This is a genomic window from uncultured Alcanivorax sp. (genome assembly GCF_947258575.1).
Classification (GTDB): Bacteria; Pseudomonadota; Gammaproteobacteria; order Pseudomonadales; family Alcanivoracaceae; genus Alcanivorax.
Map to the genome: position 1 here is coordinate 61,149 of NZ_CAMYIV010000007.1, position 23,861 is coordinate 85,009.

Below are 23,861 nucleotides of genomic sequence, written 5' to 3' on the forward strand. Positions count from 1 at the left end.
CCACTCACTGGCAGGGCAAAACGGGCACCCCTCATTATTCCGGGGCACTACCGCTCTGACGGGCCAACACCGGAGCCAGAGCCGGCGGCGAGTAGGCTGGCCCCTTGAGAACCTTGCCGCGTGCATCCTTCACCGGCTTGCCGTCAACCCCCAGCTTGCTCATATTGCTGCGATGCACTTCTTCGCAGGTGGCATTCAGGTCTATGCCAAAGGTATGTCCGGCACCATAGGTCACATAATTGATATCGGTCAGCGCATCGGCCACCTCTACCAGGTCCACGTGAAAGGCCTTGAGCGAACCCAGTTGCTCCCTGGCCTTCGCAAGGGTATCCAGAAAGGCCTGTTGATCCGCATCGGGCTGCTGGCAGGTGGCCTCGGCCAGTTCGTGAAACTCTTCCAGCAGCAGGGCCAGGCGCAAACGGATGGTGGCATCGTCCGGCACCACCGGCCGGGATGCCACCGGCAGGGAAAAGGCGCGGTGAAATTCAGCCACCCGGTGAAAGTTGCTGGGTTGCTCAGCCTTTGCCATCCACTTCCTCCAGGAATGCGATCATTTCACGGTTAACCTCGGCGGCCTGCTCCATCTGGATCCAGTGCCCACACTGGTCCAGCATCACCGTGCGCAGATCCGGAATATAGTCGGGCATCCGCTGCAGGGCTTTTTGACCAAACACGATCACCGGGTCCTGCATGCCACCGATAAACAGCGTGGGCATGGGAAGCTGCCAGTTATCGTCGTCACGGCTTTCTTCCCAGGAAGCATCCATGGCCCGATACCAGTTGATGGGCCCGGTAAAGCCGCTGTGCTGGAAACGTTCCACGTAATAGGCAAGATCCTCCTCACGCATCCAGCGCGGCTGCTCGTCAGGAGCAGACATGGATTGCAGGAAACCGGTGTCATCCGGGCGCGCCCGGAAATCAGCAATGCCATCCGCAGACAGGCTGTGGAAGATCTTGCGCAGACTGGTGGGCACATCTGCTTCCAGCTCCTGCTCCGGCAATTGCGGTTGCTGGAAGTAGAGCATGTAGAAGAAGCGGTCCTCGAACAGCCGCTGCATGGACACAGTGGGCGCCTCCGGGGCTGGCCCGCCATAGGGGACCGACATTCCCACCACTGCACGAATCATCTCTGGATAGCGACGCGCCACCTGCCAGGTCAGCGCACACCCCCAGTCGTGCCCGATCAGAATTGCCGATTCATGGCCCAGCGCCTTGATCAGAGCCACCACGTCCTCCGCCAGCACGCTTTGCCGGTAGGCATCCACCTCTTCCGGGGCACCGGTATAGCCGTAACCGCGCAGATCCGGTGCCACCGCGTGATAACCGGATTGCGCCAGTACCGGCAACTGGTAGCGCCAGGAGGCCCAACATTCCGGAAAGCCATGCAGACACAGCACCAGAGGGTTTTCCGGTTCCCCAGCCTCGGCCACGAAAAAATCCAGCCCATTGGCGGCAAGCTGCCGCTCACGCATAAATGCCATACTCACTCTTCCCGATTTCCGATTCAGCCGGTCTCCGTAGACAACTACTTACCCGGCACGACGAAAGTGCTATTGTTAGCATATTCGTCTGCTCATTGTTGTGATGTCGGCGCAGGTGCGAAACCAACAAGAACTCTGCGCCGTTTCGGCGGTCCTAGCCGACGCAGAGTCACTCCGGGCCCAGCAGATTGCCCGGATCGACCTGTGAATCTGACAGCATGACCCGCCGCTGACAAGCGTGCAAAGTGACCGTTACGACTCAAACAGGGAAGCATCGTGACCGAGCCGCAAGGACAAGCCCGCCCCACGAAGCCCAGCCGCATTGGCGAGTGGCTGGCTCCCTATGTGCCGGAATACTTCCCGGTGGCCTGGAAGCTGGGCCTGTCTATCTCACTGCTGATTCTGTGCGGCATGACCATTCTCGGTTCCCTGCTGCTCAACAATCAACTGGACCGAATGCGCGACCAAGCAGACACCTTTGGTGAAGCTATTGCGCTGCAACTGGCCAATACCATCCGCGAACCCCTACTGGCCGATGACACCTTCCTGCTCAAGGTCCAGCTCAACAACCTGACCCGCAGCGACAGCGTGCGCGGCGCCGCCCTGTTCGACCGCAGTGGCAACCTGGTCGACAAGGCCGGCATTTTACCTCTGGCTGCCAACCCGCTTCAGGAACAGATCAAGCGCTGGGAGCTGCAGGACGAACCAATCACCACTTACTACGCTGCCGTGGATGTAAGCGATACCGTCGCCGGTTACACCGCCATTTCCCTGTCCGACCGCCCAATCATGGCCGCCCGCGAGTCCGTACAGGGCACCATGATCAATGCCACGCTGATCATGAGTGTGATCGCCATTATCGCCTCGTTCCTGATCAGCCGGCGGCTGGCTCGTCCTATTCATGATCTGCTGGCGGCCACCAGCGCCATGCGCCGGGGGGACCTGAACTACCGGATCCAGGATCGCCGCAATGACGAAATCGGCGGCCTCATCGAGGCCTACAACACCATGGCCCACGGCATGCTGGAAAAAGATCAGGTGGAGCAGGTGCTGAAGCGTTTTGTCAGCCCGTCCGTGGCACACAACATGATGGCAGACCTGGACCAGGTGCAGCTGGGTGGCCGCGATGTTCATGCCACCGTGGTGTTTGCCGATATTGTCGGCTTCACCCGGCTGTCAGAGACCCTGCCCCCGGATGCCATTGCCGACATACTCAATGTCTATTTCGATGCCATCACCACCGCCACCACCTTCTACCGCGGCACCATCGACAAGTACATGGGCGACTGCGCCATGATTGTCTTCGGGGTGCCGGAGAAGGATGACGAGCACCTGTTCCACGGGCTGTGCTGCGCGGTCATGATCCAGAGAATGGTAGAAAGACTGAACGAGCAACGTCGCGCCCAAGGCCATACCACGGTGGAATTCCGTATCGGTATCAATTCCGGTGCCATGCTGGCCGGTAACCTGGGCTCCCGGGAGCGAATGCAGTACACCGTGGTCGGAGATACCGTCAACCTGGCGTCACGCCTGTCCAACATGGCCGGCGGCAATGAAATCATTGCTGCCTCGTCGCTACTGGCCAACCCCAACATTGCCTCCCGGGTACGCGCTACCGAGTACGGCGCCATGCGCATCCGCGGCAAGGCCGAGCCGGTGAGCACTTTCCGCATTGATGGCGTGCACGCCCTGTCAGAAACCCTGATGGAACAGCGCATCGCCCAATTCCTGGCAAAACTGAATACGGAGTCGCAACGTGCGTAAGGCCGGCCTGGTAATGGCAGCGCTGCTCGGCGGCTGCGCTACCCTCGGCGACCCGGAGCGGCGGGTCAGCGAGGCACTGGCGGAAGATGATTACGCCGGCGCAGCGGCCATTATTGAAGACACGCACCCGGATCACGACCAGTATGCCCTGCTGCAGGAGCAGTACCCGGGCATCATTCTGGCCAGCGACCAGTACCGCCAGCGCCTGATTCTTGAAGCCGAGGCGATGAGCCGTAAACAGCGTTGGCAGCAGGCCCATACCCTGATTGAGGCCCATCGCGACAAGGTAGTGGACCCCTCTGCCCTGGACGAACTGCTTACCGCCCTGACCAGCCTGGAAGAATATCAGTTCAACCAGCTACTGGCTGAACGGCGCCGGGCCCAGGCTCTGGCACTGCAGGAAAGTACCGGCCTGACAGACAAATTGAGCGGCTTTCACCTGCCCCGCGCCAAACAGGAACGCCAGCAACTGGCGGAAGAGCGGTTTGTGGTGGTCGAGGATCTGACCCGGCTGGGAGAGTATTTCGCCCAGCGCCAGCAATGGCTACTGGCCCGCGACCTGCTGAGCGCCGCTCACCGACTGGCACCGGATCAGCCTCCGTCTGCGCAACTGGCCAAAGCACAACAGATTCTCAATGACGCCAGCCAGCGTGCCCGGGCCCGCCACAATCGTGCCCTGCTGACTGAAGCGGAACAACTGATGGCCCGTTACCAGAGAAATGGCCAGCTGGAATCCTTGCTGGCCGCCCGCCACTTCCTCAAACAGCATCAGGACAATCCGGTTCTGGCCGACCATCGAGAACGCCTGGAGCAATGGGCGCGACGCCGCTTTAGCGAAGAGATGAATACCGGTGAGGCACTGTACGCCCGTGGTCAGTACCGCGAGGCCTATCGGATCTGGAAGCAAGTAGCCCCCCTGTACCCGGACGATGAAGAGCTGAACAAGAAACTCGAACGTAGCCGGCGAGTGCTGGCCAACTTGCGCAACCTGCAAGACGACTAGACGGGAGTTCCCCCAGAAGACGGCAGTCGCGCCAACGACTGGCTGGCGATAAACCCCCATAAAAAAACGCGCCACGATGGGCGCGTTTTTTTATGGCTTGTTTAGCGATGAGGGGATTATTCCTCCTCGCTATCAGCATCCTCAACCTCAACGTTCTTTGCCGAATCGTTTTGCCCGGCTTCGTAGGCATCACGGTATTCCGGTGATACGTTACTGCGGCCCTGGAACACCTGCTCAAGACTCACCGGCAGCGGATTGCGCACGACCTGCTCCAGTTCACCCTTGCGATTCAGCTCGAACTGCAAGGCAGTAATCCCCATGTACTTCTGCCGGGTCATGCTCAGCAGCCGCTCATTATCCGGCAGGATGGTGGGCCGTAAAAACACCATCAGGTTGCTTTTTTCTCGCGAATTACTGGTGGAGCGAAACAGAATGCCTAGCAGAGGGATATCCCCCAGGATCGGCACCTTGCGTACCGTCTTGGTAATGTTATCGCGAATCAACCCGCCCAGAGCAATGGTCTCGCCATCGTCCGCCAGCACCGTACTTTCCAGCTTACGGGTGGTGGTCACGATATCCGCCGCTTCGCCGACGGAGTCCTTCACCTGGGAGTTTTCCTGCTCCAGCTCCAGGCGGATGGTAGACAGCCCTGCCACATGCGGCGTCACCCTCAGGCTCAACCCCACATCTTCACGCTGGATCGTCTGGAACGGATTGGACACGCCGGAACCGGTACTGGTGCTGGTGCCGGTGATGAAGGGCACATTCTCCCCCACCACGATGGACGCTTCCTGATTATCCAGGGTAAGAATGCTGGGGGTAGAGAGCAGGTTTACGTCGGTGGAGGTGGACAGAGCCTGGATAAGCGCCCCCCACTTCAAATCACCGTTGGAGTCCTGCTCCCCGAAGCCCATGGTAATACCGTCGCCCAGGGACAGGCCTGACGGGTCATCGGTAGCCAGAGCCTGAACAATGGAATTGATCGTCAGCCCGGCGTTGCCAAAGTTAATGGCACCGACGCCGGTTTCATCACTGCCAGCCACATATTGAAAACCCAGGGCCTTGCCGGTATCACCGGAGACTTCCACGATGGCTGCCTCGATAAGAATCTGCGCACGGCGCACATCCAGCTGGCTGATCACCGACATGATTTCCTTCATCATCGCCGGCTCTGCGCGGATCACCAGGGCGTTGAGAGATTTGTCGGCCTGGATGGAGACCTTGTCACCGGTAATGGATGCCGCTGCGGCCTTGCCGTCGGCACCGGGCTTGGCCGCGGAGGCGCCCTCGGCAAAATTCTTCAGCAACTCGGCCAGGGCCTCGGCATCACCATGGCTGAGGCGTACCACTTGCACACCGCCCGTGGCACTGGCAGGTGTATCCAGGTTGCCAATCATTTGGGCCATGCGTTGGCGGGTAATCCGGTCACCCTTGATGATCAGCCGGTTGGTGCGTTCATCCGCTACCACCGTCACACCACCGTCCTTGGTCTTGCCGCGACGGCCACCGGTCTGCGGGGTCAGGCTTTCCAGCATTTTCACCATGTCGCCGGCGAAAGCATGCTCCAGCTTGATCACCTGTACATCCTCGGACTCGGCATTGTCCAGGCTGGCGATGATCGCTTCCATGCGGCGGATATTGTCAATGTGATCACTGATGATCAGGGCATTGGCCGAGCCCACGGCGGCCAGATGGCCGTACTGGGGCACCAGCGGCCGCAGCACCGGTACCAGCTCTTCCACCGGAGAGTTTTCCACCGGAATCACCCGGGTCACTAGTGCTTCGCCACCGGCCGCATTTTTGCCCACCAGCGGCAGGTTGCTTTGCTTGGCGGTGGTGTTGGGAACAATCTTGATAATGTCGCCGGATGGCACCGCCGCATAGCCATGCACCTGCAGCACGGACAGAAACAGCTCGTAAACCTCTGCGGCAGACAGCGCCTTGGTGGACACGACAGTAACGTCCCGGGCACGAACGCGGGGGTCAACCACGAAGTTCTTGCCGGTCATGTCGGCAATCTGGCTGATAAACGCCTGGATATCCGCATTACGGATATTCACCGTCCAGCTCTTGCCATCTTCACTGGCCGCAACCTGGGCATGGGAGGAAAAAGCCGTTACCGACAACAGCACCACAATCAGTGTTCGAAGTGCCGAGGCTTTGAAAAAGGACATCATAAAACCACTCACTATGGCGGATAATTCACGGTGAATTGCTGATCACCCCGCTGCACCACGATACTGGCCTGCCGGGTTTCCTGGAATGAGCGCAACGCAGCCATATCACCTTCCTCCGTCCCCAGCGAATGGCCGTTGACCGAGAGGATGACATCATTGCTTTGCAAGCCGACCTGACTGATCAACTGCTTGGGGGCCCGCTTGCCCAACTGATAGCCCTGATTATCCCCCTGGGCCACCGGCTGCAGCCCCAACTGGCCAATAATGGCCTTGCGTTGACGCTGCATGTCTTCCTCGCTGCCTTCCGCAATCTGCGATTGCTGGGGCTCACGTTCAACCGCTGGCTGGCGAGACACCTGACTGACCCCACCCAGAGAACTGTCCGACCAGCGCAGGGTTTCCAGGCGCCCGGCCCGGCGCAGGATCACCCGGTCCGGGTACACCTCTTCCAGGCTGGCATTACCAGGGATACTGTCGCCGATACGGTACAACTCACCTTCCTTGCCCTTTTCGGCAATGATGGCGGACGCTTTGTCGGTATCAGCGGTCTGGAACACACCAAGCAGCTCCAGACGCAGGCGGGTTTCCGGAGCGTCCGTGGGTTTGTCAGACTGGGGGGCAGCTTCCTGCTCGAAACTTCCGAACAATTGCCAGCTGTCCACCTGGGACTGGCTCAGGATCACAGCCTGCCCGGAGGAAGCCACCTGCAGACGGGTCTTGCTGTTGGAGGGGATCGGCTCGTTGGGTCCGTACCACAGCAGCCAGAAGGTCTGGGCCAGCACAAAGGCCAATGCAATCACCAGCAAAATGGCAACCAACCAGCGCACCGGCTTGCCCCACTGCTGATACTGACCCCACGCTGCCCACTGCGACATAACTGTCCGCTCTTCCTTTATCGTTATTACCGGACTGAAGATACCGGATTTTAAGGCAAATTATTGCAATATAGTGTTACCGGAACCGTTATTTCCTGTTCTCGGCCCTGTCAGCCAGGCAAACCGGTAGCTGACAGCCGCTACCCCTGCTTGAGCGAGAATGGCTGGGACATCTGGAATACCACATCATCCGGGCTGCCACCCTGGCTGACACCCAGCAACAAGGGCCAGGCACGCATGACTTCCAGATGGAAACGACCGTCACTGATTCGTGCCTGCAGCAGGCGCTCCCCGTCAGGATCTGCCACCCGCAAGGTGGGCACCGGCCCATCCATGCTCAAGCGGCCCTGTAATTCCGGCACCGTGGCTGAGCCATTGTTCCCCCAGGTCACCCTGCCACCACTGTAATCCAGGGTGCCCTGAAGTTGCTGAATAGTATCGTCGGCAATCTGTAACGCCATCAGCACCGCATCGACCCGGCCGTCGGCACCGCCCTGGGGGACATGTTCCGCTACCAGTGCCACCGGCAGGGACAAGCGCGCCTGTTCCACCTGCCAGTCACCCCAGTCTGCGCCGACCCAACCGGACAGGTTTGCCTGCTGGCCCTGATCACTGCGCAGGGCCAGTTGCGCGCCCGGCACCAGGCCGTGCCAGTCCATTGTCCAGTTCAGCGAGCCCTGCAGTTGCTTCCAGCGCCAACGGGCCTGCCCCTGCCACCAGCGGCCACGGGGCTCGGACAGAGTCAGCACGGCGCCACCCAACCGCACGGCAGGCACCCGCTCCACCACAACGGCGGCGGGCATGCTGACGATCAAAAAAACCAGCAGACTGGCAATAAAGACCAGTGCCAGCGTCAAGGTACGAGGCATGGCGGTTCTCAGAACGGGATATCGTCGTCGAAATCATCAGCCGGGCCGCTGAAGCCGCCCTGATTTTGACCCTGACCGGGATTCTGGCTTTGCTGTGGCGCGGCATTGCCGCCACCGTAATTTTCGTTCTGGTTCTGGTAGCCACCCTGGTTACCCTGAGGCGCATAGCCACCACCTTGACCACCCCCATCACCACGGCCATCCAGCATCTGCATTTCGTTGGCCACGATTTCGGTGGTGTAGCGATCCTGACCATCCTGCCCCTGCCACTTGCGGGTACGAATGGAGCCTTCGATATAGACCTTGGAGCCCTTCTTCAGGTACTCACCGGCAATCTCGCCCAGCTTGTTGAAAAATACCACCCGGTGCCATTCAGTGCGTTCCTGCATCTGCCCGCTCTGCTTGTCCTTCCAGGTTTCACTGGTAGCCAGACGAACATTGGTGACCGCGCCACCGCTGGGCATGAAACGGGTTTCCGGGTCTGCCCCCAGGTTACCAATCAGAATTACCTTGTTAACGCCGCGCGCCATGTTTCTCTCCGTGACTCTCTAGGTCAGTACTGTTGTAGTCGGCAATGCCCTGTCAGGTAAATCACCGGTTTCTCAAATGCATGTCAGATCAAGCCAAACATTGTGTCAGCTTTGCGAGGCTCCGGCGAGCCCCGCAAGCCGGGCCTCATCCAGTTCCCCGGCATCGACCTTGAGCAAGGCCAGGGCCTGCTCCTCGACGATGACGGTTTCCACCACACCGGGCACCGTCTGCAGCTCACGGGCCAGTTTCTGCCAATCCTGGCCCGGGGCCAGGATCAGCACCCGGTTATCCAGTTTCGGCAGCTCCTGCAGCCCGGTCAGCACCACCAGCCAGACCGCCGCCAACAGCGCACAACCGTAGAACACCGCCTCGGCTCCTACCCACTGGTACAAGGCCCCACCCAGCTGCCCGCCGACAAAGACACCCAGGAACTGACTGGTGGAGTATACCCCCATGGCCGTGCCCCGGGTGCCCGCCGGTGCCGCCCGGCCCACCAGCGAAGGCAGCAGGGCCTCGAGCAGGTTAAACGCGGCAAAGAACACCAGCAGCGCCAGCACAAAGTGCCACAGCTCGGCACCGGCCAGGGCCAACAGAATCTGTGACACCGCCAGCAACACCACCGCCAGTCGCTTCACCGGCACCGCGCCACGCCGTTCGGCGCGGATAATCAGCGGCACCATGGCCACGAACCCGGCCACCAGCACGCCCAGGTAGATCAGGCTGTGGCTGCGCAGTCCCAGCCCGAGCCGTTCGCTGAGCAGGGCCGGCACCACCACGAAAGAGGCAGTCATGATCAGGTGCAGGGTAAAAATGCCCAGATCAAATCGCAGCAATGTCTTGCTGGCCAGTACCCGACGGAAGCGCACGCCCACGGGCAAGGCCTCCCCCTGCAATGCCCGTGGCGCCGGCACCACCAGGGCCACCAGCAGGGCAAAGACGCCCATCACCGAGGTCATCCAGAACAGGCCGGACAGGCCCAGCCAGCTGGCCAGTAACGGGCCGAGAATCAGGGCCAGTACAAAGGAGCCACCCACGGACATGCCGATCAGGGCCATGGCCCGGGTACGATGCTTTTCGCTGACCACATCACCGATCAACGCCATGATCACACTGGCGATGGCCCCCGAGCCCTGCAAGGCGCGCCCGGCAATGACACCATGAATATGGTCACTCATGGCCGCCACCACGCCCCCCGCCACAAACAGAAGCAGACCGATCAACAACAACGGTCGCCGTCCGAAGCGGTCGGAAAGCATGCCAAACGGAATCTGCAGCAGGGCCTGCATCAGCCCGTAGGCACCGATAGCGGTACCGATCAGCAGCGGTGTCGCGCCTTCCAGGGATTGCCCGTAGACCGCGAAAATCGGCAGAATCATGAACAGGCCGAACATCCGCAGCGCAAAGATGGTCGCCAGGTAGCCGGTGGTTTTCAGCTCTGTCCGCTGCAGGACACTGGAGGAAGATGCCGACATGAACGCTTGTTGCTCCAAAAGGGGTGGCCGCAAGTCACGGCCGCTACAAAAAGGCGGGCAGTGTATCAGATTCCCCACGGGGCCGGACCAGGACACAGTGCCCCACTTTGGAGTCCAGGAATCGTGAAATCCGTAAAACCGGGCAATGGTAAATTGAACCCCGGTCAAAGCGGTGATAAATTCACATGCTGATCAGTTTTTTTTCTTAGGCTCCGCCTGAGACATCATGGACGGCATCGATGAACAGCCCACAACAAACTCAACAAGTTTACGTAGTAGGCAGCCAGCAACTGCAAAACGCCCTGCTCACCGAATTTCTCGTCAAGGAAGAAGTGGCTACCAAGAGCATTCCCTCGGTGGAGACGATCTCAGTGGAGACCCTGCGGGAATTTGACCAGAACCTGTTTCTGGTGGATTACCACAGTGTCGATGTGAACGAGGTAATCGCTCACCTTCTGGAAGCCGATCAGGAAGTGGACAACGACGTTCTGATCGCCCTGTTCAATGTGGACAGCGACGACTCCCTATCCCGACTGGCAGGCCTGCCCATGGTCAACGGCGGTTTCCAGCATGACTGCCCCCAGGCACTGCTGAGCAAAGGCATCAAGGCCATTTTCGACGGCGAGCTGTGGTTCCCACGCGCCGTGCTGCAGGCCTATCTGATGAAAAGCCGCACCTTCAACAAGACCTTCTCCCGCAGCGAGGTGAACCTCACCGACCGGGAAGTGGAAGTGCTGAAAGTGATGGCCACCGGCGCCAAGAACTCGGAAATCGCCACCAGCCTGAATCTGAGCCCGCACACCATCAAGACGCATATCTACAACATCTTCAAGAAAATCAATGCGTCCAACCGCCTGCAAGCGGTGAACTGGGCACAGGAAAACCTCTAGCAACGCTTCATACAACACGCACCGTGCTGCACGCCTTGCGTGCAACATGAGGCGTGTTGCGGGCAGCGACCACATTCTTTTGCCCTTCACACGAATTCGCCTATACTGCCCTGTTCATTTTGACAGTAGTCAGGGGTAGTTGATGGATACCATACTGGTTCGCGGTGCACGGACTCATAACCTGAAGAACGTGGACCTGGATATTCCCCGGGACAAGCTGGTGGTAATCACCGGTCTGTCCGGTTCAGGGAAATCCTCACTGGCCTTTGACACGCTTTACGCAGAAGGCCAGCGCCGCTATGTGGAGTCCCTCTCCACCTATGCCCGCCAGTTCCTGTCGATGATGGAAAAGCCCGATGTGGACCACATCGAAGGGCTCAGCCCGGCGATCTCCATCGAGCAGAAATCCACCAGTCATAACCCGCGATCCACCGTCGGCACCATCACCGAAATTTACGACTATCTGCGCCTGCTGTTCGCCCGGGTGGGCGAGCCCCGCTGCCCGGAGCATGAAGCGCCGCTGGCCGCCCAGACCATCAGTCAGATGGTGGATCAGGTGCTGGCCATGGAAGACGGCAGCAAACTGATGCTGCTGGCGCCAGTAATTCGCGAAAAGAAAGGCGAGCATCTGCACCTGTTCGAGGAGCTGCGCGCCCAGGGCTTTATCCGTGCACGCATTGACGGGCGCATCTATGACATGGATGACACCCCGGATCTGGACAAGAACAAGAAGCACACCATTGAAGTGGTGGTGGATCGCTTCAAGGTCCGTGACGACCTGCAGAACCGGCTGGCGGAATCCTTCGAAACCGCCCTTAACCTGGCGGACGACATCGCCATCATTGCGCCCATGGACGGCGACGGCGAGGAAGTGACCTTCTCCGCCAAGTTTGCCTGCCCGCACTGCGGCTACTCCATCCCCGAACTGGAACCGCGACTGTTCTCTTTCAACAATCCGGCCGGCGCCTGCCCCAGCTGCGACGGGCTGGGCATGAAGCAGTTCTTCGACGAGGACAAGGTGATCAATTCCGACGAGCTATCCCTGTCGGAAGGCGCCATCCGCGGCTGGGACCGCCGCAACGTCTACTATTTCCAGATGCTCAATTCCCTGTCTCAGAGCCTGGGTTTCGACATGGACGTGGCATTTCAGGAGCTACCCAAGGATATCCGCAAGAAAGTGCTCCACGGCACCGGCAAGGAAAGCATCGAATTCCGTTACCTCAACGACCGCGGCGACATCATCAAGCGCAACCACCCGTTCGAGGGCATCATCCCCAATATGGAGCGACGCTACCGGGAAACCGAATCTGATGCGGTACGCGAGGACCTGCTCGGCTACATGTCCACCTCCAGCTGCCCCAGCTGCAATGGCTCGCGACTGCGCGAGGCGGCCCGTCATGTGTTCATCGAAGAAACCACCCTGCCGGAAGTGGTACGGTTGGCGGTGGGCAAGGCCCACGGCTACTTCAGCGACCTGAACCTGCCCGGCAGCAAGGGCGAAATCGCCGACAAGATTCTCAAGGAAATCCGCGACCGCCTGCAGTTTCTGGTCAACGTGGGGCTGGAATACCTGACCCTGGAGCGCAGCGCGGAAACCCTGTCCGGCGGCGAGGCCCAGCGTATTCGTCTGGCCAGTCAGATTGGTGCCGGCCTGGTGGGCGTCATGTACGTGCTGGACGAGCCCTCCATCGGCCTGCACCAACGTGATAACGAGCGCCTGCTCAGCACCCTCACCCGCCTGCGTGACCTGGGTAATACCGTGCTGGTGGTGGAGCACGACGAGGAAGCCATCCGCCTGGCCGACCACGTGATTGATATCGGCCCCGGTGCCGGCGTTCATGGCGGCAGGGTCGTCGCCCAGGGCAGCGCCCAGGACGTGGCCGACAACCCGGACTCGCTCACCGGCGACTACCTGTCCGGTCGCAAACAGATCGCCATCCCCGCACAACGGCGAGAAAACCAGGGCGACAAATGGCTGACCGTGCACGGCGCCACCGGCAACAACCTCAAGGGCCACCCATTGAATATCCCGGTAGGCCTGTTCACCTGCATTACCGGTGTCTCCGGGTCCGGCAAGTCCACCCTGATCAACAACACCTTATACCCGCTGGCGGCCACCAAACTGAACAAGGCCACCACGCTGACCCCCGCCGTCCATGAGTCCATTGAAGGGCTGGAGCACTTCGACAAGGTGGTGGATATCGACCAGAGCCCCATTGGCCGCACCCCCCGCTCAAACCCGGCCACCTACACCGGCATCTTCACCCCGGTGCGCGAACTGTTCGCCGGCACCCAGGAAGCCCGCGCCCGCGGCTACAAACCCGGCCGTTTCAGCTTCAACGTGAAAGGCGGGCGCTGCGAAGCCTGTCAGGGCGATGGCGTCATCAAGGTGGAAATGCACTTCCTGCCGGATATTTATGTGCCCTGCGAAGTTTGCGAAGGCAAACGCTATAACCGGGAAACCCTGGAGATTACCTATAAGGGCAAGAACATCTTCGAGGTGCTGGATCTGACCATCGAAGATGCCCGGGAATTCTTCGATGCGGTGCCTTCCCTGGCCCGTAAACTGCAGACCCTGATGGATGTGGGTCTGAGTTACGTAAAACTGGGCCAGGCCGCCACCACCCTGTCCGGCGGCGAAGCCCAGCGGGTCAAACTCGCCAAGGAGCTATCCCGCCGGGATACCGGCAACACCCTCTACATCCTCGACGAACCCACCACCGGGCTGCATTTCCATGATATCCAGCTGCTGCTGGACGTGCTCAACCGACTGGCTGACCACGGCAACTCAGTAGTGGTGATCGAGCACAATCTGGATGTAATCAAGACCGCCGACTGGATCGTGGATCTGGGACCGGAAGGGGGCGACGGCGGCGGCGAGATCATTGCTGAAGGCACGCCGGAGGAAGTGGCCAGGGTGAAAGTTAGCCACACTGGGCGCTTCCTTAAACCCATGCTTGGACAATAAGAATGAAGACCATCATCCCACCTTGGCTACTTTGCACCTTAACCTGTGTCATGTTCACAGGATGCAAGAGCGCTAAAACGCTTTATAATGGTGTGGCTTGTGGCTCCGGAGCAATATGCACAGAGGCCTACCCTCAGGAATCTCTGTCTGGAACAAGAAACCCTGACAAAATTGTTGTCGCACCACCGTATTTCGAGCTCGAAATACGCGACCAGGATGGCGCTTACCACCCTTACCCTACGATGCTCGAACGAATTCCGCCTGATACGATTCAGCATTATCAGAAGCATGCCGACGCCTACGAAATTTCTCTCTCCACGCCTTCTTTCGATCTCTCCAATCACTTAGACGAGTTTAAGAACCTATACGCTGATACTTTTATTGATTTTGCCCCTATCGGCCGCCCCACTCCTAGCGTGAAAGGCTTTCTACTGGAAATGGCCACAGGACCTGAACGAGTAAACCCCGCGAAGACAGACTCCATTATACTTGATGGAAACCGCGCCACGGAGCAGTTGGAAGCGGACGAGGCATGCTGCATCGTTCTCACCAGAGTGAGAGGATGGCATGAAAGTCGCGAAAGCTATAACGCTTCCGTGACCAGTGCCATCATCTTCAGTTCTTTAGCTGGCAGTAGTGGCGCCGCCTCTTATGCAGGAGAAGTAGTTGTGGACATGGCAGTCATTCGGCTCCAGGACGGCAAGCTCATCTGGAGCTCTCAAACGACCGGCCCGGTCAGTGGCCTTGCCATGCAAAGAGGGATCACCCCGTATTATTCTGCTGTCGCCAATCTTCGCCTGGAGTCGAGCGATAAATGACCTTCAGACTGTGCTCTACTCCATAACGTCGACCCTTGTAATACCGCCGCCACCGGAACCAAATATCAGCGTCACAACCCGCTCACAGACTCAACCTCCACGGCAACCCTGGAGGCTGATTATGAAATCGATATGGGCATGGAAAGCATGCATCGCCACCCTGGCCATCAGTATTGGCACTGCAGCCTGTGCCGGGCACGGCTCCGACGGCAAAAGCAGCGTGGAGCTGGGGCCGCGCCCCTATTACCTGGTTGCAGACATGGACGAGGGGCCGCTGAAGCAAGCCCTCCAGGACTGTGCCAGCCGACCGCGTCCGCAACAGGCCAGTGACTTTTCCATTGGCCATCGTGGCGCGCCGCTGCAATTCCCCGAACATACCGAAGAGTCCTACCGGGCCGCCGCCCGCATGGGCGCCGGCATCGTGGAATGCGATGTGGCCTTCACCAAGGATCGCGAGTTGGTCTGTCGCCATTCCCAGTGCGATCTGCACACCACCACCAACATTCTCGACACCGACCTGGCCGACCAGTGCAGCGAGCCTTTCTCCCCTTTTGATGGCAGCAACCCGGCCAGCGCCCGCTGCTGTACCAGCGATATCACCCTGGCCCAGTTCAAGACACTCACCGGCAAGATGGATGGCGCCAACCCCCGCGCCACTACCGTGGAGGAATACCTGAAGGGCACGGCTGGTTGGCGAACGGACCTCTACAGCCAAAGCGGCACCCTGCTCAGTCACAGGGAGAGCATCGCCCTGTTTCAGGAGCTCGGGGTAAAGATGACGCCCGAGCTGAAAGCGCCACAGGTATCCATCCCCTATCAGGGCGAGTACCGTCAGCAAGACTATGCCAAGCAACTGATTGAGGAATATCGACAAGTCGGTGTACCACCGAGGGATGTCTTCCCCCAATCCTTCAATCTGGAAGACGTGCGCTACTGGATCGGCCACCACCCCCGCTATGGCCAACAGGCGGTATATCTCGATGGTCGTGATAGCGAAGGGCTGGATCCACAGAACCCCGGCACCTGGCAACCCGATATGGACACCCTAGCCGGTTATGGCGTGAACATCATCGCCCCGCCCCTGTGGATGCTGGTCACCGTCGATGAGCGCAACCGCATTGTCCCCAGCCCCTATGCCCGGGCCGCCCGCGCTGCCGGCCTGGATATCATCGCCTGGTCCCTGGAGCGTTCCGGCCCATTGGCCAACGGCGGCGGCTGGTATTACCAGAGTGTTCAACCAGCTATCAATAATGACGGCGACACTTTTACCCTGCTGGATGTGCTGGCGCGGGACGTGGGTGTTATTGGTGTCTTTTCCGACTGGCCAGCCACCACCTCCTTCTACGCGAGCTGCCAGAAATTCCTGCATGCCAAGCGCCCCGCACTACCTTAGCGCACGTGCACCACAAGGGCCGTGCCTCGTTCCACCGCGGGGCGCAGGCACCCACAAAGCGGGCCATGACAATGGCACGCTTTCTGCTTTGATAGATCTGAACTGAGGCCTTGCTTCAGCCAACGTCAGCTTCCCAGGGCAACCATTCAAAGGAGTCTGTGAAATGGACGCCACCACCGACCACCGCTGGTTGATGCAGTACAACATCGTCAACCTGGTTAATCAGTGTCGACGGTTGATTCGGGCTGAATTCGACGAAAGCCTGTCACTGACCGATCCGGCACTGCGCCATAAACTGGCCCATTATGCCGGCCTGACCCGCTCTCAGGGCATGCAACGACTTTACGGGGAAATTCGCCTGGCGCTACTGGAGCTGGAAGGCAAAGACCCGCCATTGACTCCATCCGCCAACGGCGCAGTTCGCCTCTATCGAGGGCAACCGGTAGAAACCCGCAACACTCAAAACACAAAGGATGAGACCGGCTCGGTACAGCGACAGCGCAAGGGCTTGATGTATCGGGGACACAAAGTAGCGCAGGGGTAGTTAGCGGGTTGAGTCAGGCAATCAGGCGGAGAACTGGAAGATACTCAGGTCCAGCGGCAGGCTTTCACCCAGCCACATCACCAACTCGGTGTGATCGCGCAGATCATCACCACTAAGACCGTGAACAAAAACCGTCAGCCCGTTACGGCTGGCCATCAACCAGGGGATCACATCCCCGGCCAGGCGGCGCGGAATGGATAGCTGGCAGCTCCAGCAGGGGTGCGGGCCCACCGGCTTGCGATGCATGTGCCCCATGGGTATGTCGAAATGCTGGTGGGCGGCCTGGCACAGCGCTGCCGCTTGGGAAAACGTGGATTCATCGAAATAGACGTGTGCATGAAAGCCGTTGATTGCCATATGCCCTGCCTCTGAGATCTAGTCGGCCTCTCCTGACAGCATAGTACAAGTCCGCCGGCTTACGACAGACATAAAAAAACCGGGCAATATGCCCGGTTTTTTTGAAGCTTCGACGCTTATTCTTCGTCAGCGTCCGCCAGCTCAGGACGATCAACCAGCTCAACATAGGCCATCGGTGCATTGTCACCAGCACGGAAACCCATCTTGAGGATACGGATGTAACCGCCAGGACGGCTCTGGTAACGCGGACCCAGGTCATTGAACAGCTTGCCGACCACTTCCTTGGAGCGGGTGCGGTCGAAAGCCAGACGACGGTTCGCTACCGAGTCTTCCTTCGCAAGAGTGATCAGCGGCTCAGCCACACGACGCAGCTCTTTAGCTTTCGGCAGAGTGGTCTTGATCACTTCGTGCTCCAGCAGAGACACAGCCATGTTACGGAACATAGCCTGACGATGAGAGCTGTTCCGATTCAGTTTTCTGCCGCTTTTGCGATGACGCATGATTCTGTTCCTATGTTCAGGGGCGCTTCACAGCGTCCACAACAACTAATTAGCGCAATTTGGTGTTCAACCGGTCATCATCACGGAGACTGACCGGCGGCCAGTTCTCGAGACGCATGCCCAGTGACAAGCCCTTGGAGGCCAACACATCTTTGATCTCGGTCAGCGACTTCTTACCCAGGTTCGGGGTTTTCAGCAGCTCCACCTCGGTACGCTGTACCAGATCACCGATGTAGTAGATGTTTTCCGCTTTCAAACAGTTAGCGGAGCGAACCGTCAGCTCAAGATCATCCACCGGACGCAGCAGGATAGGATCAATTTCCTCACGCTCCTGCTTCGGCTCAGGCTTGGCATCCTGTTCCAGGTCTACAAACACCGCGATCTGCTGCTGCAGAATTGTTGCTGCACGACGAATCGCTTCTTCCGGATCGATGGTACCGTCTGTTTCCAGATCGATAACCAGTTTATCCAGGTCAGTACGCTGCTCTACACGAGCGGCTTCGACCACGTAAGCCACACGACGAACCGGGCTGTAGCTGGCATCCAGCTGCAGTCGGCCAATACCGCGGGTTTCGTCATCATCTGACTGACGGGCATCAGCGGCCACATAACCGCGACCCTTCTGCACCTTCAGCTTCACACGCAGTTCGGTGTCGCCAGTGATGGTGCAAATCAGATGATCCGGGTTGACGATCTCAACACTGTGATCACGCTGGATATCGCTCGCGGTGACAACACCCGGGCCTTTCTTGACCAGTTCCAGCGTTGCTTCTTCGCGATCTTCCATCTTCAGGGCAACGCCCTTCAGGTTCAGCATGATGTTGATCACATCTTCCTGAACCCCTTCGATGGAAGAGTATTCGTGCTGTACCCCGTCGATCTCCACTTCGGTGATCGCACAGCCGGGCATACTGGAGATCAGGATGCGACGCAGCGCAGTCCCCAGGGTGTGGCCAAAGCCACGCTCCAGCGGTTCCAGAACCACCTTTGCATGGTTCTGATTGATCGCGTTGACCGCGATCGAGCGGGGCGTGAGAAAGTCGTTCACGGCGGTCATAGAGATCCCTCAGGCAGTCCTTACTTGGAGTACAGCTCGACGATCAGATTTTCGTTGATCTCGGCAGGCAGGTCGATACGCTCAGGCTTAGCCTTGTAGGTACCTTCCAGCTTTTTCTCGTCAACTTCGAGCCAAGGCATAAAGCCACGCTGCTGAGCCAGCTCCATGGCGTTTTTCACGCGCAACTGAGCTTTGGACTTCTCGCGAACGGTGATGATGTCACCCGGCTTAACCTGGTAGGAAGCCACGTTGACAGACTGACCGTTGACCAGAATCGCACGATGACTTACCAGCTGACGCGCTTCAGCGCGGGTAGAGCCGAAGCCCATGCGGTAAACCACGTTATCCAGACGACCTTCAAGCAGCTGCAGCAGGACTTCGCCAGTTGCACCCTTGGAGGAAGCCGCTTTCTTGTAGTAGCTACGGAACTGCTTTTCCAGCACACCATAGGTACGACGAACTTTCTGCTTCTCGCGGAGCTGCACACCGTAATCTGACAAACGAGCCGGACGACGACCGCTAGCGCCAGCTGCCTGACCGGGTGCCTGCTCGGCTTTACACTTGGATTCCAGAGGGCGGATACCGCTCTTCAGGAACAGATCGGTGCCTTCACGACGGGAAAGCTTGCACTTGGGACCGATGTATCTTGCCATCTTGCTTTAACTCCCGTTACACGCGACGCTTTTTGGGCGGACGACAGCCGTTATGCGGAATCGGCGTAACGTCCTCAATATGGGTAATCTTGTAGCCACAGCCATTCAGAGCACGAATGGAAGATTCGCGACCTGGGCCAGGGCCTTTTACCCGTACTTCCAAATTTTTGAGACCGTAGTCCTTGGCAGCATTACCCGCGTTTTCAGCAGCCACCTGGGCAGCAAACGGGGTGCTCTTACGGGAACCACGGAAACCAGCGCCACCGGAGGTCGCCCAGGACAACGCATTGCCCTGACGATCAGTGATGGTGATGATGGTATTGTTGAAGGATGCGTGCACGTGGGCGATACCGTCTGCAACGGTACGCGTTACCTTCTTACGACGTGCGCCACTATCTTTCTTTGACTTAGCCATAATGCCTATCCAAATCCAGCCGCTGACGTTTCAGCTTATTTGCGAATCGGTTTACGCGGACCTTTACGAGTCCGAGCATTGGTCTTGGTACGCTGGCCACGCAGTGGCAAGCCGCGACGATGACGGATACCACGGTAGCAACCGAGGTCCATCAGACGCTTGATGTTCATGGTGATTTCCCGGCGCAGGTCACCTTCAGTAGACAACTTGGCTACTTCGCCACGAATGACGTCAAGTTGTTCACCGCTCAGATCACGCACTTTCGCGGTCTGATCAATACCGGCCGCTGTACAGATCTCAGCTGCACGGGTACGACCGATCCCGAAGATGTAGGTGAGAGAGATCACCGTGTGCTTATTTTCCGGGATGTTAACGCCTGCAATACGGGCCATCCGAATATCTCCGATTCACAAAACGGGTGGCGCCAGACTCAAGGGCGCCGAAAGGCGGCAGAGTCTAGCGCTACGCCGACTGAATTTCAACCAAACACTTAAAAGAAGACGTAACCTTAACCCTGGCGCTGCTTGTGCCGGGGTTCGGCACTGCAGATAACCATGACGCGACCCTTACGACGGATCACTTTGCAGTTTCGGCAGATCTTCTTCACAGAAGCCTGAACTTTCATCGCACTCGCCTCGTTCGTTAACGCACCAGACCGGTGCCACCATACCCTTTCAGGTTGGATTTCTTCATCAACTTCTCATACTGGGTGGACGTCAGGTGCGAATTAACCTGCGACCAGAAGTCCATCACTACCACCACTACAATCAGCAGGGAGGTGCCGCCCAGATAGAAAGGCACGTTGGCAACTGCCTGCAGACCCAGCGGCAGCAAGCACACCAGCGTCATGTATACCGAACCGATCAGGGTCAAACGGCCCATCACTGTGTCGATATAGCGAGCAGATTGCTCGCCCGGGCGAATGCCCGGAATATAAGCGCCGGATTTCTTCAGGTTGTCTGCGACATCCTTCGGATTGAACACCAGCGCAGTATAAAAGTAGCAGAAGAACACGATTGCCAGGGTAAACAGCAAGATATAGAGCGGCGTACCCGGCAGCAGAGCATCACTCACGTTTCTCAGTGCCTGACCCCACCAGGAATCCGGATTGGAATCACTGAACCACTGGGTCAGAGATGCCGGAAACAGCAGTATGGAGCTGGCAAAGATAGCCGGAATAACACCTGCCATGTTCACCTTCAGCGGCAGATGACTCTGCTGCGCTGCATACACACGACGTCCCTGCTGACGACGGGCATAATTCACCGTAATACGGCGCTGTCCACGCTCCATGAAGACCACCCCGAAAATAACGGCGAGGGCTACCAGGAACACAAACAACATCATGATCAGGCTCAGGTCACCAGTACGCGCAGACTCGAAGGTCTGTGCAATGGCGCCAGGCAGGCCTGACACGATGGAAGCGAAGATCAGCATGGAAATACCATTGCCAATTCCACGCTCGGTAATCTGCTCACCCAACCACATCAGGAATACGGTACCGGTCAGCAAGGTGGTGACAGCGACAAAGTAGAAGCTGGCAACCTGCATGGTGCTGGCCGTTTCCGGCAGCAGCGTAATGCCCTGGCTGTTCAGTCCGGCCACCATGCCGAAGGACTGGATGCCACCCAGTACTACCGTCAAATAACGGGTGTACTGAGTTATCTTGCGCCGACCCTGTTCGCCTTCCTTGCGGAGCTGCTCCAGGGTGGGCACTACTGCCGTCATCAGCTGAATCACGATGCTGGCAGTAATATAGGGCATGATGCCCAACGCAAAAATACTCATGCGTTCCAGGGAACCCCCGGAAAACATGTTGAACAGGCCAAGAATGGTGTCCCGGTTGTTGTTGAACATCTGTTGCAACGCTTCCGGGTTCATGCCCGGGACCGGGATGTGTGCCCCGATCCGGAACACCACCAGGGCGCCCAACAGAAAACCGATTCGCCGCCACAGCTCACGCATTGCGCTGCTGTCAGCTTTCGGCGGACCACCATTCAGTGTCTGAGCGCGATTCTTCGCCATAAAGCGCTGCCTTATTCTTCGACTTTACCGCCAGCTTTTTCGACCGCTTCGCGGGCGCCTTTGCTGATCGCTACGCCGCGAATGGTCACTGCACGGTCGATTTCGCCCTGCAGAACAATCTTGGCGCGCTTCATGTCACGACGCACAACATTGGCTGCTTTGAGGGCGGCCAGGTCAATCACGTCGCCGTCTACTTTGGCAAGTTCAGCCAGGCGAACTTCCGCAGTGCCCATAGCCAGCTTGGACGTGAAACCGAACTTCGGCACACGACGCTGCAGCGGCATTTGGCCACCCTCGAAACCGGGCTTCACAGTACCGCCGGAACGGGACTTCTGACCCTTGTGGCCGCGACCACCGGTCTTGCCCAGGCCGGAGCCGATACCACGACCAACGCGCTTGGCGTCCGGACGGGAACCTTCAGCGGGATGCAGATCATTCAGACGCATCACTTATTCTCCCTCTACCTGCACCAGATACGCGACCTTGTTGATCATGCCGCGTACTGCCGGGGTATCTTCAACTTCCACAGTGTGGCCAATGCGGCGCAGACCGAGACCGCGCACAGAGGCCCTATGCTTTTCCAGCCGGCCGTTGATGCTCTTAACCAGCTTTACCTTGATCTTATCAGCCATCGTAACGATTCCGTTATCTGCGCTTAGTTCAGAATGTCTTCGACAGACTTGCCACGCTTGGCTGCCACAGACTCCGGAGAAGCCATGGACTTCAGGCCATTAAAAGTAGCCCGAACCACGTTTACCGGGTTGGTGGAGCCATAGCACTTGGCCAGTACATTCTGAACGCCTGCGACTTCCAGCACGGCGCGCATGGCACCGCCGGCAATTACACCGGTACCGTCATCGGCCGGCTGCATATACACCTTGGAGGCACCGTGACGGGCCTTCATGGGGTGCTGGATGGTGGTGCCATTCAGCTCCACCTGAATCATGTTGCGGCGGGCAGCTTCCAGGGCTTTCTGGATAGCAGCAGGCACTTCACGGGCCTTACCACGACCAAAGCCGACCTTACCCTTGCCGTCACCCACTACGGTCAACGCGGTAAAACCGAAAATACGGCCGCCTTTAACAACTTTAGCAACCCGGTTTACCTGAACCAGCTTTTCCTGCAGACCTTCGTTGGGATCAACCTTCGCCATAACCAAGCACCCTTAGAATTCAAGACCGTTTTCACGCGCGGCATCCGCCAGCGCTTTAACACGGCCGTGATATTTGAAACCAGAACGGTCAAAGGCTACGCGCTCAATGCCCGCTTCCTTGGCACGCTGAGCGATCAGCTGGCCAACTTTAACCGCTGCGTCAGCATTGCCTGTCGCGTCTGCACGCAGATCTTTTTCGACCGTGCTTGCAGATGCCAGTACCTGGTCACCAGCGACAGAGATCACCTGCGCATAAATATGACGCGGGGTACGATGTACGCAAAGGCGAACTTCGCCCAGCTCGCGAATCTTCAGGCGAGTGCGCTTGGCCCTGCGTAGACGTGAAACTTTTTTGTCTTTCATGGCATCAATCTCGACAATTATTTCTTCTTGGCTTCCTTACGGCGCACTTGCTCATCAGCATAGCGCACCCCTTTACCCTTGTAGGGCTCAGGCGGACGGAAGGCCCGAACATTGGCAGCAACCTGACCAACCAGCTGCTTATCAATGCCTTTAATGACAATTTCGGTCTGGCTCGGGGTTTCAACGGTAATCCCTTCGGGCAACTCGAAAGCTACCGGATGGGAGAAACCGAGGGTCAGGTTCAGTACCTTGCCCTGAGCCTGCGCGCGATAACCCACACCGAGGAGCTGAAGCTTACGCTCGAACCCTTCGGCAACGCCAGTCACCATGTTATTCAGCAGAGCACGAGAAGTTCCCGCCAACGCCCATGCCTTCTGGGAATCATCGTGCGGCTTAACTGATACCACACCGTCATCCAGGGACACGGCTACCAGCTCGTGTACTTCGTGCTCCAGGCTGCCTTTGCCACCTTTAACGGTGACTTTCTGGCCGTCGACTTTAACTTCGACGCCCTTCGGCAGATTTACCGGACTTTTAGCTACTCTAGACATTG

At 58.5% G+C, this 23,861-nt stretch carries 27 protein-coding genes; 7 read left to right on the forward strand and 20 right to left on the reverse strand.

Features of this window, described 5'->3' with window-relative positions:
* Positions 1-34: 34 nt before the first annotated feature.
* Complete coding sequence (locus Q0Y02_RS08055; RefSeq protein ID WP_297766809.1) at positions 35-529, reverse strand: nucleoside triphosphate pyrophosphohydrolase family protein; 495 nt, start codon at positions 527-529, stop codon at positions 35-37.
* Entirely contained in the window at positions 516-1,481 is a 966-nt protein-coding gene (locus tag Q0Y02_RS08060) for an alpha/beta hydrolase (RefSeq protein ID WP_297766811.1), read from the reverse strand. The genes Q0Y02_RS08055 and Q0Y02_RS08060 overlap by 14 nt, the downstream gene beginning before the upstream one ends.
* A gap of 276 nt (positions 1,482-1,757) precedes the next feature.
* Here Q0Y02_RS08060 and Q0Y02_RS08065 point away from each other — a divergent pair, with 276 nt between their 5' ends.
* Both Q0Y02_RS08065 and Q0Y02_RS08070 read left to right on the forward strand, forming a co-directional pair.
* Positions 1,758-3,245: an adenylate/guanylate cyclase domain-containing protein gene (locus tag Q0Y02_RS08065; protein ID WP_297766813.1), complete on the forward strand. Its 1,488-nt coding sequence runs from the start codon at positions 1,758-1,760 to the stop codon at positions 3,243-3,245.
* Positions 3,238-4,248, forward strand: coding sequence for a hypothetical protein (locus Q0Y02_RS08070; RefSeq protein ID WP_297766815.1), 1,011 nt, complete (start codon positions 3,238-3,240; stop codon positions 4,246-4,248). The genes Q0Y02_RS08065 and Q0Y02_RS08070 overlap by 8 nt, the downstream gene beginning before the upstream one ends.
* A 116-nt stretch (positions 4,249-4,364) precedes the next feature.
* On the opposite strand, the gene gspD is transcribed toward Q0Y02_RS08070, so the two are convergent.
* The 5 genes from gspD to Q0Y02_RS08095 all read right to left on the reverse strand — a co-directional run bounded on the left by gspD (position 4,365) and on the right by Q0Y02_RS08095 (position 10,172).
* Positions 4,365-6,425 (reverse strand): type II secretion system secretin GspD, encoded by a 2,061-nt coding sequence (gene gspD / locus Q0Y02_RS08075; RefSeq protein WP_297766817.1) that lies wholly within the window; start codon positions 6,423-6,425, stop codon positions 4,365-4,367.
* Positions 6,426-6,436: 11 nt separating this feature from the next.
* Positions 6,437-7,300 carry a type II secretion system protein GspC gene (gspC, locus tag Q0Y02_RS08080; RefSeq protein ID WP_297766819.1) on the reverse strand — a complete coding sequence of 288 codons (864 nt, stop codon included), beginning with the start codon at positions 7,298-7,300 and terminating at the stop codon, positions 6,437-6,439.
* 140 nt (positions 7,301-7,440) lie between these two features.
* Positions 7,441-8,169 carry a type II secretion system protein N gene (gene gspN / locus Q0Y02_RS08085; RefSeq protein WP_297766821.1) on the reverse strand — a complete coding sequence of 243 codons (729 nt, stop codon included), beginning with the start codon at positions 8,167-8,169 and terminating at the stop codon, positions 7,441-7,443.
* Positions 8,170-8,177: 8 nt separating this feature from the next.
* The gene (gene ssb / locus Q0Y02_RS08090) at positions 8,178-8,699 is read right to left on the reverse strand and encodes a single-stranded DNA-binding protein (RefSeq protein ID WP_297766823.1); all 522 of its coding nucleotides are present in this window, start codon (positions 8,697-8,699) and stop codon (positions 8,178-8,180) included.
* Between the two features lie 105 nt (positions 8,700-8,804).
* Positions 8,805-10,172 carry an MFS transporter gene (locus Q0Y02_RS08095; RefSeq protein WP_297766825.1) on the reverse strand — a complete coding sequence of 456 codons (1,368 nt, stop codon included), beginning with the start codon at positions 10,170-10,172 and terminating at the stop codon, positions 8,805-8,807.
* Between the two features lie 239 nt (positions 10,173-10,411).
* Here Q0Y02_RS08095 and Q0Y02_RS08100 point away from each other — a divergent pair, with 239 nt between their 5' ends.
* The 5 genes from Q0Y02_RS08100 to Q0Y02_RS08120 all read left to right on the forward strand — a co-directional run bounded on the left by Q0Y02_RS08100 (position 10,412) and on the right by Q0Y02_RS08120 (position 16,785).
* Positions 10,412-11,062, forward strand: a complete 651-nt coding sequence (locus tag Q0Y02_RS08100) for a response regulator transcription factor (RefSeq protein ID WP_297766828.1) — start codon at positions 10,412-10,414, stop codon at positions 11,060-11,062.
* Between the two features lie 142 nt (positions 11,063-11,204).
* A complete protein-coding gene (gene uvrA / locus Q0Y02_RS08105; protein WP_297766830.1) occupies positions 11,205-14,030 on the forward strand; it encodes an excinuclease ABC subunit UvrA in 2,826 nt (941 codons plus the stop codon).
* 2 nt (positions 14,031-14,032) lie between these two features.
* Positions 14,033-14,848 carry a hypothetical protein gene (locus tag Q0Y02_RS08110; protein ID WP_297766832.1) on the forward strand — a complete coding sequence of 272 codons (816 nt, stop codon included), beginning with the start codon at positions 14,033-14,035 and terminating at the stop codon, positions 14,846-14,848.
* Positions 14,849-14,969: 121 nt separating this feature from the next.
* On the forward strand, positions 14,970-16,241 hold the full coding sequence (locus tag Q0Y02_RS08115; protein ID WP_297766833.1) for a glycerophosphodiester phosphodiesterase family protein: 1,272 nt from the start codon (positions 14,970-14,972) through the stop codon (positions 16,239-16,241).
* Between the two features lie 163 nt (positions 16,242-16,404).
* Complete coding sequence (locus Q0Y02_RS08120; protein WP_297766834.1) at positions 16,405-16,785, forward strand: hypothetical protein; 381 nt, start codon at positions 16,405-16,407, stop codon at positions 16,783-16,785.
* A 21-nt stretch (positions 16,786-16,806) separates the two neighbouring features.
* Here the strand turns inward: Q0Y02_RS08120 and Q0Y02_RS08125 are convergent, their stop codons facing one another.
* From Q0Y02_RS08125 to rplF, 13 genes are all read right to left on the reverse strand, one after another.
* On the reverse strand, positions 16,807-17,142 hold the full coding sequence (locus tag Q0Y02_RS08125; RefSeq protein ID WP_035249958.1) for a DOPA 4,5-dioxygenase family protein: 336 nt from the start codon (positions 17,140-17,142) through the stop codon (positions 16,807-16,809).
* 116 nt (positions 17,143-17,258) lie between these two features.
* Positions 17,259-17,642, reverse strand: coding sequence for a 50S ribosomal protein L17 (gene rplQ, locus Q0Y02_RS08130; protein ID WP_035249956.1), 384 nt, complete (start codon positions 17,640-17,642; stop codon positions 17,259-17,261).
* Positions 17,643-17,691: 49 nt separating this feature from the next.
* Positions 17,692-18,699, reverse strand: a complete 1,008-nt coding sequence (gene rpoA, locus Q0Y02_RS08135) for a DNA-directed RNA polymerase subunit alpha (RefSeq protein ID WP_035249954.1) — start codon at positions 18,697-18,699, stop codon at positions 17,692-17,694.
* A 20-nt stretch (positions 18,700-18,719) separates the two neighbouring features.
* Positions 18,720-19,352 (reverse strand): 30S ribosomal protein S4, encoded by a 633-nt coding sequence (gene rpsD / locus Q0Y02_RS08140; RefSeq protein ID WP_035249952.1) that lies wholly within the window; start codon positions 19,350-19,352, stop codon positions 18,720-18,722.
* 16 nt (positions 19,353-19,368) lie between these two features.
* Positions 19,369-19,767: a 30S ribosomal protein S11 gene (gene rpsK, locus Q0Y02_RS08145; RefSeq protein WP_011587706.1), complete on the reverse strand. Its 399-nt coding sequence runs from the start codon at positions 19,765-19,767 to the stop codon at positions 19,369-19,371.
* A gap of 35 nt (positions 19,768-19,802) precedes the next feature.
* A complete protein-coding gene (gene rpsM, locus Q0Y02_RS08150; protein WP_297766835.1) occupies positions 19,803-20,159 on the reverse strand; it encodes a 30S ribosomal protein S13 in 357 nt (118 codons plus the stop codon).
* Positions 20,160-20,275: 116 nt separating this feature from the next.
* A complete protein-coding gene (rpmJ, locus tag Q0Y02_RS08155; RefSeq protein ID WP_008928865.1) occupies positions 20,276-20,392 on the reverse strand; it encodes a 50S ribosomal protein L36 in 117 nt (38 codons plus the stop codon).
* Positions 20,393-20,409: 17 nt separating this feature from the next.
* On the reverse strand, positions 20,410-21,792 hold the full coding sequence (gene secY, locus Q0Y02_RS08160; protein ID WP_035249948.1) for a preprotein translocase subunit SecY: 1,383 nt from the start codon (positions 21,790-21,792) through the stop codon (positions 20,410-20,412).
* 11 nt (positions 21,793-21,803) lie between these two features.
* Entirely contained in the window at positions 21,804-22,238 is a 435-nt protein-coding gene (rplO, locus tag Q0Y02_RS08165) for a 50S ribosomal protein L15 (RefSeq protein ID WP_035249946.1), read from the reverse strand.
* Between the two features lie 3 nt (positions 22,239-22,241).
* Positions 22,242-22,424, reverse strand: a complete 183-nt coding sequence (rpmD, locus tag Q0Y02_RS08170; protein ID WP_035249943.1) for a 50S ribosomal protein L30 — start codon at positions 22,422-22,424, stop codon at positions 22,242-22,244.
* A 23-nt stretch (positions 22,425-22,447) separates the two neighbouring features.
* Positions 22,448-22,945 carry a 30S ribosomal protein S5 gene (gene rpsE, locus Q0Y02_RS08175; RefSeq protein WP_035249941.1) on the reverse strand — a complete coding sequence of 166 codons (498 nt, stop codon included), beginning with the start codon at positions 22,943-22,945 and terminating at the stop codon, positions 22,448-22,450.
* 12 nt (positions 22,946-22,957) lie between these two features.
* The gene (gene rplR, locus Q0Y02_RS08180) at positions 22,958-23,308 is read right to left on the reverse strand and encodes a 50S ribosomal protein L18 (protein ID WP_035249939.1); all 351 of its coding nucleotides are present in this window, start codon (positions 23,306-23,308) and stop codon (positions 22,958-22,960) included.
* Between the two features lie 17 nt (positions 23,309-23,325).
* The gene (gene rplF / locus Q0Y02_RS08185; protein WP_035249937.1) at positions 23,326-23,859 is read right to left on the reverse strand and encodes a 50S ribosomal protein L6; all 534 of its coding nucleotides are present in this window, start codon (positions 23,857-23,859) and stop codon (positions 23,326-23,328) included.
* Between the last annotated feature and the right edge of the window lie 2 nt (positions 23,860-23,861).